Genomic DNA, 11,757 nt, shown 5'->3' with positions numbered 1-11,757 from the left:
GCGGTGCCGACCCCCGTGGTTTGTGATCACGCTTATTCCTTAACAAAGTGTTAATGGTGCCCGTCAACCGGGCCGATCACGCGGATTTGCTTGTGTAAGCGGCGAAAATCCGCTTGAAGCACAACAAACACGCAATTCCGGCGAGAACATCGATGGCAAGCCCAATGGCAGATTTGAACCCCCGTGCCGCGCGCGACCATGGCGGCGGGCTGGACGGTGCTATCGCCCGGTTCGGCGGGGCACGCGACAACTGGCTGGACCTGTCCACCGGCATCAACCCACACCCGTATCGGGTGTCGGGACTGACTCCATCGGATTGGGCCGCGCTGCCGGATCACGGTGCGTTCGAACGGCTGTCTGCCGCAGCACGCCAGTTCTGGTCCGTTCCAGATGGTGCAGCGATTCTGCCCGCGCCCGGCGCTTCAGCAGTAATCGCCCGCATGCCTGCACTTGCTGCGACGGGTCGGGTTCAGATCACAGTACCTACTTACAACGAACACGCGGCAGCTTTCTCCGCGCAGGGTTGGACAGTTCAATCGAACGGCCCAGCCGAGGCGCGCGTCCTTGTGCACCCGAATAATCCGGATGGACGTATCTGGACCGTAGAGGACGCCGATGCCCCGCTGACCGTGATTGATGAGAGTTTTTGTGACGTTTGCCCTGACGCATCCCTAATTCATCTGGCCGAGCAGCCCGGTGTGATCGTGTTGAAAAGTTTCGGCAAGTTCTGGGGTTTGGCCGGGCTACGACTGGGATTTGCGATTGGCCGCCCTGACCTGATCTCAAAGCTGAACGATCTGACCGGGCCGTGGTCCGTCTCAGGCCCAGCCCTTCGGATCGGGGAACAGGCGCTGCAGGACACAGACTGGGCCAAGGCGACCCGTCAGCAATTGGCGGATGCGGCAGATCGGCTGGACGGTCTCGTCACGGGCAAAGATGCAAAACTAGTCGGCGGCACCACATTGTTCCGCCTTTATGACGTCGACGATGCCGCCGCCTGGCAGGCCAAGCTGGCCCGCGCCCATATCTGGAGCCGCATATTCCCCTACTCAAACACCTATCTGCGCCTTGGCTTGCCGCCCGCAGACGGGTGGCGTCAGCTTGAGGCCGCGTTGTGAGCACAGCTTTTCTGCTGGTTTGCGCCATGTGTCTGGACGCGGCGCTTGGAGAGCCAGATTGGCTCTGGTCGCGCATTCGTCATCCGGCAGTGATGATCGGCACCGCCATCGGCTGGCTGGATCAGCGTCTGAACCACGGAACGAATAGACGCCTGAAAGGCGTGGCCGTCGTGGTGCTGCTGATCTTTGGCGCAGTGACTCTGGGCCGCGCGCTGACCGTGTTTGGGCCAGTGATCGAGATCATCCTTGCCGCAATTCTGCTGGCACAGAAGTCACTGGTGACCCATGTCCGCGACGTGGGCGAAGGGTTGCGCGCCTCGTTGGTCGAGGGGCGCGCCAAGGTTGCCATGATTGTTTCGCGCGATACGCGGGATATGACTGAAGCGCAGGTCGCCCGATCAGCGATTGAGAGCGCTGCCGAAAACCTCAGCGACGGAGTAATTGCGCCCGCCTTCTGGTTTCTGGTCGCGGGCCTGCCTGGATTGCTGATCTACAAGGCGGTCAACACCGCCGATAGCATGATCGGCTACCGATCAGAAAAGTACCGCGATTTCGGCTGGGCCGCTGCGCGTCTAGATGATGTGTTGAACCTTATCCCCGCCCGTCTGACCTGCATAATGATCGTGGCGTTGTCCGGCCAATGGGCGCGCTGGCCCGAAATGGTCGCGGATGCACGTCGCCATATCTCACCCAACGCCGGTTGGCCCGAGGCCGCTATGGCGCGCGCACTGAACGTCGCCCTTGCCGGACCACGCAGCTATGATGGTCAGGTCCGCGATCTGGCCTGGGTCAACGGTGATGCGCCACGTAACATCGGCGCGCCGGAGATTTTCCGCGCATGTGACATGCTTTGGCGGGTTTGGGGGCTTGCACTGGGCCTCGTGTCGGTGTGGGTTGGGGCAAATTTCATTTTCTGAGGGACCTAAAAATGCGTTTTCTCTCCGGCATCATTGCCGCCACCCTGCTCGCCTCTCCCGCCCTGGCCCAATGTGGCGGCGGGTTCAATTCCTTTGTGAAGGGTCTGAAGGCCGAGGCCGTTCAGCAAGGGTTTGACAAATCCACCGTGAACAGCTTTTTCAAAGGTGTTCAGCAGGACAGCGCGGTTCTAAAGGCGGATCGGGCGCAAGGCGTATTCCAAATACCGTTCATCGATTTTTCACGCCGCCTGATCTCGCAGAACCGGATAGATCGCGGCAAATCCATGTCTCGCAAATATGATGCGGTGTTTGACCGGATTGAGCGGGAATATGGCGTGTCGCGCGGCGTGTTGCTGGCATTCTGGGCGTTCGAGACCGACTATGGCGCGGTACAAGGTGACTTCAACACCCGCAACGCTCTGGTCACTCTCGCGCATGACTGCCGCCGCCCTGAGCTGTTCCGCCCACAGGTTTTTGCTGCCATCGAACTCTACAGCCAAGGGGATTTTGACCCCAACCGCACGACCGGTGCCTGGGCAGGTGAGATCGGCATGGTGCAAATGCTGCCCCGCGACATTCTGGAAAATGGCGTGGACGGGGATGGCAACGGCAAGGTCTCGTTAAAAACCTCGGCCCCGGATGCGCTGATGTCGGGCGGCAAGATGCTGTCGCATCTGGGCTGGCGTCCGGGTGAACCCTGGCTGCAGGAGGTAACTGTTCCCGCCCAGTTGGACTGGTCCCTGTCCGGACCCGGCAAGTCGCGGTCCGTATCAGAGTGGCAGGCGATGGGCGTTCAGGCGCGCAGCGGATCATTGGCCAACCTGCCCGCATCGCTGATCCTGCCGCAGGGTCGCAACGGCCCCGCATTTTTGGCCTATCCAAACTTTGACGTCTATTTCGAATGGAACCAGAGCTTTGTTTATGTCCTGACTGCCGCCTATTTCGGCACGCGGTTGGAGGGAGGGCAAATCTACGACGCAGGTTCCCCGCCACAAGGCCTGTCGGGTGCGCAGATGAAGCAGCTGCAGACAAAATTACAAGCGCGTGGGCATGATGTCGGCAAAATAGACGGCATCCTCGGTGCAGGAACGCGCGCAGCTGTTCAGGCGGAACAAGCCCGACTGGGGCTACCAGCAGATGCGTGGCCGACGGCAGAGTTGTTGAACAGCCTCTGACGCAACGCTCAAATGTCGGCCGGGGCGTATTTGCGCCCCGCCGACTTATGTCTCATCAAATACCGGTCGCGGCGCACCATTTTCGTCCAACGCAACAAATACGAAATCCGCATCCGTGACCTTTTGCGCCTTTTCCGAATACCTCGGGCGAGCCCATGCATCCACGTGAATGCGCATCGATGTGCGCCCAACTTTCAACAGCGTCGCATAAAGTGTGACTTCATCCCCTACCTTAACCGGACGCAGGAATTGCATCGCCTCAACCGACACAGTCGCACCACGCCCTTGCGAAACCCGCCCGGCCATGTTTCCGGCAGCTAAATCCATCTGCGACATCAGCCACCCGCCAAAAATATCCCCTGAAGGGTTCGTGTCTGCCGGCATCGCGATACTTCGGATCACCAGCACTCCATCGCCCTGCTGACGCCCATGAGAGCTGCGTTGTTTTCCAAGAGCCAGTGTGTCTTTGGATGCTTCGCTCACTTACTTTTCCTTTTTTGACCAGCGCGATCTGCGCAGCTCTGTCGCCCCATGATCTTATTGCATGCCCCGGCAATCACAAACACAATGCCAGATGCTGTTTTGAAAGCGCTGGGAAGTCTGCCGAATTACTCGGGCCGGACCGGGTATCGGTCGCCTTTCTCGTCAATCAGAACCAAACGCTTACCGCTGCGTACATAGAGATCACAGCGGCTGAACCCGTTACGATAGGCAATGCAGACACTGCCGTCTTCGGCGATGGAATATGTCCCGAACGCGGATTCCCCGCTGGCGTAGGTAAAGGAATAGGCCCCACCAGCCGAAAACTTGGACTGTCCGTCGTCATAGAAGGTCAGCGTTCGCCCCGCCAGGGCATCCAGATCGGCAGATGAAAGCGGGACATCTCCGGGTTTTGTTGGCCATTCCGCCGCCACAACCGGGCTGGCAGTCAACAGGGCAAGGATCAGATATCGGGTCATAAGGCCACCTTAACCCGCCACCGGGCGATTGGGGCATAACGTTGCGGTGAACAATCAGGCGACCATCTGTTCGGCCTTTTTTAGATCGACCGAGACCAATTGACTGACGCCCTGTTCCTGCATGGTTACGCCAAACAACCGATCCATCCGCGCCATGGTCACCGCGTGGTGGGTGATGATCAGGAACCGAGTGTCCGTCTGGCGGCACATTTCGTCCAGCAAATCACAAAAGCGGGTGACGTTGGCATCGTCCAGCGGCGCGTCGACCTCATCCAGCACACAGATCGGCGCGGGGTTGGCGAGGAAGACGCCAAAGATCAGCGCCGTGGCGGTCAGGGTCTGTTCCCCGCCCGACAGCAGACTAAGCGTCGACAGCTTCTTGCCTGGCGGTTGGCACATGATTTCGAGCCCGGCATCCAACGGATCATCGCTTTCGACCATGACCAGATTGGCCTCGCCACCGCCGAACAGATGCTTGAACAACATGGCGAAGTTGGAATTCACCTGCTCGAACGCAGTCAGCAGACGCTCACGACCCTCGCGGTTAAGACTGGCGATGCCGCTGCGCAGGGCCTTGATCGCCTCTTCCAGATCGGCCTTTTCGCTGTTCAGTGTGTCAAACTCTTCCTGAACTTCTTTGCTGTCTTCTTCGGCGCGCAGGTTCACCGCACCCATCGCGTCTCGTTGACGCTTGTGGCGGTTTACTTCGGCCTCCAGCGCGTCGGCGGCAGGCATCTGGTCGGGGTTCACATCCAGTTGGTTCAGCAACTGGTTCGGCGTCAGCTGCTGGTCTTCAGCGATCCGCTCAGCGGCGGCCACGACGCCTTCCTTGGCTGCGTCACAGCGCGCCTCGGCCGCCGCGCGGGATTCGCGGGCTTCGGACGCCAAACGTTCAGCCTCACGCTCGGCCAACACAACCTCGCGCTGCTGCGTCTCAGCCTCGGCAAGCTTGTCGGCGGCCTCGGCGCGCCGGGCCTCGGCTGTTTCGATCAACTCGTTCAGTTCTTCACGCGCCTCGGCGATCTCACCCGGGGCGGCCATCGCCTCGGACAGTTCCCCCTCAGAGCTTTCCTTGCGCTCGACCAATTCCGAGATACGTTTTTCTGCTGACTCCAACCGGTGCCGCCACCCACTGAGGTCCTTTGTCACTTCTTGAGCCCGCCGCGTCCGCGCCTCGCCTTCGCGGCGCAGCTCATCATGGGATGAACGATGGGTCAGCATGGTGATCCTTGCGGCCTCAACCGTTTGCTTGATGTCCTCGACCTGCGCACGCGCGCTATCGACATCACCCAGGCCATCCAGCGCTCCCTCGGCCTCGCGCAGTTGCGCCCGGGCTGACATGGCATCTTCCTTGTGCCGGTCAACAGCAAGGGCGAGAGTTTCCAGCTTACCCTGCGCCAGATTACGGTCGGCCTCGGCCCGGCTCAGCTGACGCGCGGTTTCCGCCATCCGCTGGTCGGCTGCTCGGCGGGCTTCGCGGGCCCGGCGGTCTGCTTCGGTGACATCCGCCAATTGCTGCGACAGCGCTTCATGCGCGGCGCGGGCACCATCAGCCTGCGCTTCGGCGCGGGTAAGTTCCTGTTTCAGAGCTTCAAGCTTGTTGAGCTGCTCCAACCGCAAGGCTGCAGCGCTTGGCGCATCCTCGGCCCATGCCCGAAATCCATCCCAACGCCACAAGTCACCTGAACGGGACACCAGACGCTGCCCCGGCTTCAATGAGGCTTGCAGCTGCGCGCCCTGATCCGCATCAACCAACCCGATCTGAGCGATCCGGCGGCTCAGACGGTCCGGGCCCGAGACATGCAACGCCAATGGTTCGACCCCGTCGGGCAAGGGCTGATCTGCATCATAGCCCGAAACTTGGACCCAGCCCGACGGTCCGTCGGCGTCGACCAACGGTGTACGCAGGTCGTCAGCCAGTGCCGCCCCCAGCGCCTTTTCATAACCGGGCTCGACCCGCAGCAGATCCAAAACCTGCCCGCCTTCGGCCGTATCCCGTTCGACCAGCTTGGCCAGGGCGGATGTCTCGGCACGGATTGCACCCAGTTCACCCTCGGCCTCGGACCGCTGCGCGCGCGCCTCGGCCTCGCGCGCCTGCGTTTCGTTGCGCAATTCATCTGCCGCGGCCAGCGCTTCTTCGGCGGCTTCTGCAGCCTCTCGCGCTTCTTCCTCGCCTTCCTGCGCTTGTTCGTACGCTTCGCTGGCACGGGTCAAAGCATCACGAGCCTCGTCTACCGCCGCGCGGGCTTTCTCTTCCTCACCCTCGGACCGGGCCAGTGTCTTACGGCTGTCTTCGACCAATCGTTGCGCCGACTGGTGACGGGCTACAAGACGCGCCATATCCTCGGTTTCCTGCGACAAGTGATCTTCACGATCCTGCAGCACAGATGCGGCTTCGCGCGCGATCTCGGCGGCCTTAGCCACTTTGTCGTCATGCCCTTCTGCCGCTTTGGCCAGTTCGCGTGCTTCCCATTCGAGACGCTCGATCATCTGGCCCGCGTCCCTGTTCAGGCCGGTTTCGCGTTCGATATCGTTGGCCAACTGCTGAATTCGGTTGGCCAGCGTCTCGATCGTCTGACGCGCGCGGGTTTCTTGATCAGCCAGCTGATCACGCTGCACCTGCTGACGTTGCAAGACGGCGGCGGCGATTGCCTCCTCCTCGCGCAACGGTGGCAGAGTTTCCTCGATTTCAGACCGCTTGGTACTGGCGGCGCGCGCTTCGGCCTCGGCACGGGAAGCTTCGGTGATCCGCTCGCGCAAGACGTCTTCGGCTTGCTGGCGGGCCATGTCGGCCTCTTTCCAGCGTCGATAGAGCAGCATGCCCTCGGCCTGCCTTAGCTGCTCGCCAATCTCGCGGTACCGCGCCGCCTGACGCGCCTGACGCGCAAGCTGCGCTAATTGGGTGCCCAGTTGCTCCAGCACGTCATCGACACGGGTCAGGTTGGATTCGGTGCCCTTCAGCTTAAGCTCCGCCTCGTGGCGGCGCTGATAAAGGCCCGAAATACCCGCCGCCTCTTCCAGAATGCGGCGGCGTGCACGGGGCTTGGCGTTGATCAACTCGGCAATGCGGTTCTGCCCCACCAGCGCCGGTGAATGCGCACCGGTCGAGGCGTCAGCGAACAGCATCTGCACGTCACGCGCCCGCACGTCCTTACCATTGGTTTTGTAGGCGCTGCCCACATCACGCGTAATGCGGCGAACGATTTCCAACTGGTCGCTGTCATTAAACCCCGAGGGCGCCAACCGCTCCGAGTTATCCATTGTCAGGACAACTTCGGCAAAATTGCGTGCCGGACGCGTCGCGGCCCCGGCAAAGATCACATCCTCCATCGCGCCACCGCGCATGGATTTAGGGCGGTTTTCCCCCATCACCCAACGCAACGCTTCCAGAAGATTGGACTTGCCGCAGCCATTTGGGCCCACCACACCGGTCAACCCATCCGCGATAATCAGATCGGTCGGGTCAACAAAGCTTTTGAAGCCGGTGAGTTTGAGTTTGCTGAAACGCAAAGGCCGCTCGTCCCATGATTCCTATATCTGGAAGTCTGCGCAACCCATTGGGGGTGAGTCAACGGAGTAACGCAGGATATGGGATTTCACGCCAAGTTATCCACAATATCTTGCCAAAATACGCAAAAAAGCGCGTATCTCAGTAAGGAGCACACTCAAAAACCTGATAGCCATAGTCTTCGTAGTAGCCATAGTCGGTACATTCATAGGGACCGCGAAGAAGGCTGCCGAAAATCAGCTTTTTCCCAAGTTCCCGGTCGCAACCCAGTATGCCCACAGTGACCGCAGCGTCGCCCAGAACATCCAGCAACGGGCAACCCGACACCTGTGCCATAGCCAGTGCGGCCCGGTCGCGAATGGGGCCAAGGCGCGGAGTATATTGAGAATTGATGCGAACAGCCTCGGCCAGTTGATCGCGGACCCGCACGTCAAATACACTGCCATTCACCGCAACGCGGGTCGCCGGCACATCGCGAAAGTGGAGCGTGCCAGCCGAACAAGCGGCCAGCACTAGGAGGGACAGATACCGGATCATGCCCGCAGCATTGCAGCATCAACGTTAACAAAACCTTTCCAACGCTCAGGAGCGCAGAACCTCGCCCAATCGCTGAATACCTTCGCGGATTGTATCCTCATCCGAGTTTGAGAAACTCAACCGGATCGTGTTGGTCCCGCTGCCGTCCGGGAAAAAGGCTCCACCCGGGACAAAGGCGACTTTGACCGTGTCCAGCGCCCGGGCTAACAGTTCGGCCCCGTTTGTACCGACTGGCAATGTCAACCACACGAACATGCCGCCTTCGGGCTTGGTCCACTGCACCCCATCGGGCATATGGTCCTGCAACGCCTGCAATATTGCGTCGCGGCGGGCACCATAGACACGACGCAGCATCGGGATATGCGTGTCGAAACAAGCCCGTGCCACCTGGTCAATGGCCATCTGGTTGATGGTCGCCGAATGAAGATCGGCAGCCTGTTTCATCAGCACCAATTGAGAAATCACCGGCTTTGCCGCCACGACCCAACCAACCCGCAACCCCGGAGACAAGGTTTTCGAAAAGCTTCCGCAATAGATCGTGCGGCAATCTTCAATCGACCCTTTACGCGCCAATTCCAGCGCCAGAACCGGAGGGATGGCATCCCCGTCGTAACGCAGGGCCTGATAGGCGCCATCCTCGATCACCGCACAGTTCAACTCATCTGCCAGATCCAGCAGCGCCTCCCGCCCCCGCAGATCCACGGTTTCGCCTGTCGGGTTGGCGAAATCGGGCGAGAGATAGGCGAATTTGACCGCGCCTTCGCCCGCTGACGCCGCATATTCTGCAGCGCCCCGGTTGCCATTGATTCTGAGCCGGTCAAAACGTGGTTCATAAGCATTGAATGCAGCCAATGCGCCCAGGTAGGTCGGCCATCCGACCAGCGCAGTATCGCCCGGCGACAGATAGAGTTTACCCAGATAATCTAGTGCCTGCTGCGAGCCTGACGTGATCAGGATGTTCTCAAGCCCGCATTCCACTCCGATTGAACGCATGTGGTCGACGAGCCATTCCCGCAACGGGACGTAGCCTTCGCTGACGGAATATTGTAGCGCCTGCGCCTGCTGATCCGGGCCTAAAGAAGTTTGAAACGCAGCGGAAAACCCTTCGGCCGGGAACAGGGCAGGATCGGGGATGCCGCCTGCAAACGAGATGATCCCCGGCTGATCCAACAGCTTTAGCAATTCGCGTATCTCAGACGCTTTCATCCGGGACGCCCGCGTGGCGAACAATTCGTGCGTAGACATGAGTCTCCTCCGCTCTCATTCACGGCCAGCGTAGAGAGGAACAGTACAAAGTCAACAATGCTGACCTAATATTTTCAAGCCACGTGAACCGGCATTCTTGAACCTCGCCGCCATCCGTGGTCATGTCAGTTGACCAATTTCCGGAATGACGCCTGTATGCCTTTTCAAAAAGTTCAGACCGAAAAGCTTTCAATCGCGGTGGTTCGCCAGATTGAACTGCTGATTCTGCGCGGCATACTGCGCCCCGGCGAACGTCTGCCCGCCGAACGCGAATTGGCCGAGCGGCTGGGCGTATCCCGGCCATCCCTGCGCGACGCGATCGCAGACCTGCAAAGCCAAGGGTTGCTGACAGCAAAGGCAGGGTCCGGCATCTATGTGGCCGAGGTTCTGGGCTCAGCCTTCTCCCCGGCGCTGATCCGGCTGTTCGGCAGCCATAACGAGGCGGTGTTCGATTACCTCTCGTTCCGGCGCGACATGGAAGGGTTGGCCGCCGAGCGCGCGGCCCGGTTGGGCTCGGACAGCGATCTGAAGGTGGTTCAGACAATCTTTGACAAGATGGAAGCCGCCCATATCCGCAATGCGACCGAAGATGAGGCGCAGCTGGACGCGCAATTCCACATGGCGATCATCGAGGCCAGCCATAATGTGGTCATGCTGCATATGATGCGGTCAATGTACGATCTGTTGCGGCAGGGCGTGTTCTATAACCGCCAGATGATGTTCCAGCAGCAAACGACGCGCGAGGCTATCCTGGACCAGCACCGCGCCATCAATACGGCGCTTCAGGCACGCGACCCGGCCGCTGCCAGACAGGCGGTTCAAGAACACCTGAGCTTTGTTGAACGCTGCATGGCCGATCAACAAAAAGCAGAAAGAAATGAAGAAATCGCGCAGCAACGCCTTCAACACGAGGCAGGCACCACTTAACGCTTGCGCTGACGGTCCCTGACACGCCGCGTCATTTCGTGATTGTTCTGCCGGACAAGACTTGCGCCGCAATACAATATTTCTAGGTTTCGGCGCAGCCACCTAAGCGGCCATATGGCACCCACGAATTCTGCATCGGACAAGAACGTACCCAACTGCCCGGTAAGCATTTATTTTGGCATCGGCGTTTTATCCCTGGTCACAATCCACGCAACCTGCTGACCAACCTGGACTTCCACAAATCTAAAGGTTTCAAAGGCTTCGGATCAGAGCGGCGAAGCGTTGGAAATGCCTGATCTGCTTCCTCGCGCGTCCTGAGTTTCAGCGGTTCCTTTAGAACCGATTCTACAATGTCACCAACGATAGCCGGCCTTTGTCGCTCGCGTTCAATAACCTCAAGCATCTCGCCGTGGTAAGCATTCATCGCCTCAGAGCGTTGCCCCGCGCGAAAGCGAAACGCACCGATGCCGGTATGAACCGGAACCAGGTCCGCGTGACGCAAAAAGCGCAGCCACAATTCCCCATCCACCGCCAATTTCAAAGATTCGTCCAATCCGCCGCCTGCCTTGTCCCACAGGCTGCGCCGCCAAAAGGTCGACTCTTGCTGAATCCATTGATAGTCGCCCGCCAGAAGCCGAGGGTATGAAACCGGTCTGGGCCGGCCCGCGCGCAGAACGTGCCCGGATTCGTCAATCGTCGTGAGTTTGCCGGTGATCCACTCGGGACCAGAGTTTCCCGCGAACAGGGACCCCACTGTTTCCAACCCTCCGGGCATCAGCATATCGTCGGAATTGATCCATCCCATGACCTCGCCCGTGGCCACGGCAAAGCCCTTGTTGACCGCATTGGCCTGCCCGGTATCCGGCCCGGACAACACATGGCTGAACGCATCCCGGTAGCGTTCTACGATCTCCAGCGATCCGTCTGTGCTGCCGCCATCGGACAGGATCAATTCAAGATCTGGGTAGGATTGATCCAGCACCGAGGTAATGGTCTGTTCCAGAAACCCGGCACAGTTCAGATTGGGGATGACCAGGCTAATCTTTGGCAAATTCATTGGCGATCTAGTCCTTCCACCCCGGAACGTCACATCTCGAGGAGCCGAGGCAAACAATTAGGAACCAATACTTTGACATCCGAGTTCTTCTCGACAAACGCCTTCAGAACCTGATCCGTTTCGTCGGAATTGTCGTTTGTGGCGATGATCACGCGGCTGCGGGGCAGTTGTCGTCTCAGACGGTCAATGCGGGCCAGCGTTGCAACCAGTGCGTCCCCACCAAAGCGGACAGTTCCTAGAATGTTCATGGGACCTCCAATTGACTGAAAATCAGAGGCGCAAAAACACTTTGACCCGAAAGCAAGCTTCCGGGT

General features: G+C 59.6%; 11 protein-coding genes. 4 read left to right on the top strand and 7 right to left on the bottom strand.

Features of this window, described 5'->3' with window-relative positions; translation table 11 throughout:
• Positions 1-164 precede the first annotated feature (164 nt).
• From AC2FJC_RS16280 to AC2FJC_RS16270, 3 genes are read left to right on the top strand one after another with little or no spacing between them, the layout of a single operon-like run.
• Positions 165-1,118, top strand: a complete 954-nt coding sequence (locus AC2FJC_RS16280; RefSeq protein WP_496740275.1) for a threonine-phosphate decarboxylase — start codon at positions 165-167, stop codon at positions 1,116-1,118.
• Entirely contained in the window at positions 1,115-2,035 is a 921-nt protein-coding gene (gene cbiB / locus AC2FJC_RS16275) for an adenosylcobinamide-phosphate synthase CbiB (RefSeq protein WP_496740274.1), read from the top strand. Before AC2FJC_RS16280 ends, cbiB begins: the two co-directional genes overlap by 4 nt.
• 11 nt (positions 2,036-2,046) lie before the next feature.
• A complete protein-coding gene (locus AC2FJC_RS16270) occupies positions 2,047-3,210 on the top strand; it encodes a lytic murein transglycosylase (RefSeq protein ID WP_496740273.1) in 1,164 nt (387 codons plus the stop codon).
• A gap of 45 nt (positions 3,211-3,255) precedes the next feature.
• On the opposite strand, the gene AC2FJC_RS16265 is transcribed toward AC2FJC_RS16270, so the two are convergent.
• The 5 genes from AC2FJC_RS16265 to AC2FJC_RS16245 all read right to left on the bottom strand — a co-directional run bounded on the left by AC2FJC_RS16265 (position 3,256) and on the right by AC2FJC_RS16245 (position 9,459).
• Positions 3,256-3,594, bottom strand: coding sequence for an acyl-CoA thioesterase (locus tag AC2FJC_RS16265; protein ID WP_113791500.1), 339 nt, complete (start codon positions 3,592-3,594; stop codon positions 3,256-3,258).
• 224 nt (positions 3,595-3,818) lie between these two features.
• Positions 3,819-4,169, bottom strand: coding sequence for a hypothetical protein (locus AC2FJC_RS16260; protein ID WP_496740272.1), 351 nt, complete (start codon positions 4,167-4,169; stop codon positions 3,819-3,821).
• A 54-nt stretch (positions 4,170-4,223) separates the two neighbouring features.
• Positions 4,224-7,679, bottom strand: a complete 3,456-nt coding sequence (locus AC2FJC_RS16255; protein WP_496740271.1) for a chromosome segregation SMC family protein — start codon at positions 7,677-7,679, stop codon at positions 4,224-4,226.
• Between the two features lie 139 nt (positions 7,680-7,818).
• Positions 7,819-8,214, bottom strand: coding sequence for a hypothetical protein (locus AC2FJC_RS16250; protein ID WP_496740270.1), 396 nt, complete (start codon positions 8,212-8,214; stop codon positions 7,819-7,821).
• 45 nt (positions 8,215-8,259) lie between these two features.
• Positions 8,260-9,459, bottom strand: coding sequence for an aminotransferase-like domain-containing protein (locus tag AC2FJC_RS16245; RefSeq protein WP_496740269.1), 1,200 nt, complete (start codon positions 9,457-9,459; stop codon positions 8,260-8,262).
• 156 nt (positions 9,460-9,615) lie between these two features.
• On the opposite strand from AC2FJC_RS16245, the gene AC2FJC_RS16240 reads away from it, so the two are divergent.
• Positions 9,616-10,386: an FCD domain-containing protein gene (locus tag AC2FJC_RS16240; RefSeq protein ID WP_496740268.1), complete on the top strand. Its 771-nt coding sequence runs from the start codon at positions 9,616-9,618 to the stop codon at positions 10,384-10,386.
• A gap of 199 nt (positions 10,387-10,585) precedes the next feature.
• On the opposite strand, the gene AC2FJC_RS16235 is transcribed toward AC2FJC_RS16240, so the two are convergent.
• Positions 10,586-11,443, bottom strand: a complete 858-nt coding sequence (locus AC2FJC_RS16235) for a glycosyltransferase family 2 protein (RefSeq protein ID WP_496740267.1) — start codon at positions 11,441-11,443, stop codon at positions 10,586-10,588.
• Between the two features lie 29 nt (positions 11,444-11,472).
• The gene (locus tag AC2FJC_RS16230) at positions 11,473-11,691 is read right to left on the bottom strand and encodes a hypothetical protein (RefSeq protein ID WP_496740266.1); all 219 of its coding nucleotides are present in this window, start codon (positions 11,689-11,691) and stop codon (positions 11,473-11,475) included.
• Between the last annotated feature and the right edge of the window lie 66 nt (positions 11,692-11,757).

This window comes from Ruegeria sp. CDSB117 (genome assembly GCF_059611005.1).
The sequence above is the reverse complement of the archived record's forward strand: the minus strand, read 5'-3'. Positions and strand labels throughout refer to the sequence as shown.